General features: G+C 70.7%; 1 pseudogene. It reads left to right on the forward strand.

Going from position 1 to position 249, the window contains the following annotated elements:
- Positions 1–249, forward strand: a pseudogene (locus SB822_RS59450) (RNA polymerase factor sigma-54); the annotation flags it as partial.

The raw sequence follows: 249 nt of genomic DNA on the forward strand, positions 1-249 counted from the left end.
CGGGCACCTGCAGGAAGCGCGCTGGCTGTTGAAGAGCCTGGAGGCGCGCGGCGAGACCCTGCTGCGGGTGGTGAACTGCCTGCTGCGCCACCAGGCCGGCTTCCTGGAATTCGGCGAACAGGCCCTGCGCCCGCTGACCCTGCGCGAGATCGCCGGCGAACTGTCGCTGCACGAATCGACCATTTCGCGGGCGATCGCCCGCAAGTACGCGCGCACCCCGCGCGGCACCATCCCGCTGCGCGCGTTCTT

Source organism: Paraburkholderia sp. SIMBA_054, assembly GCF_046534875.1.
Classification (GTDB): Bacteria; Pseudomonadota; Gammaproteobacteria; order Burkholderiales; family Burkholderiaceae; genus Paraburkholderia; species Paraburkholderia hospita.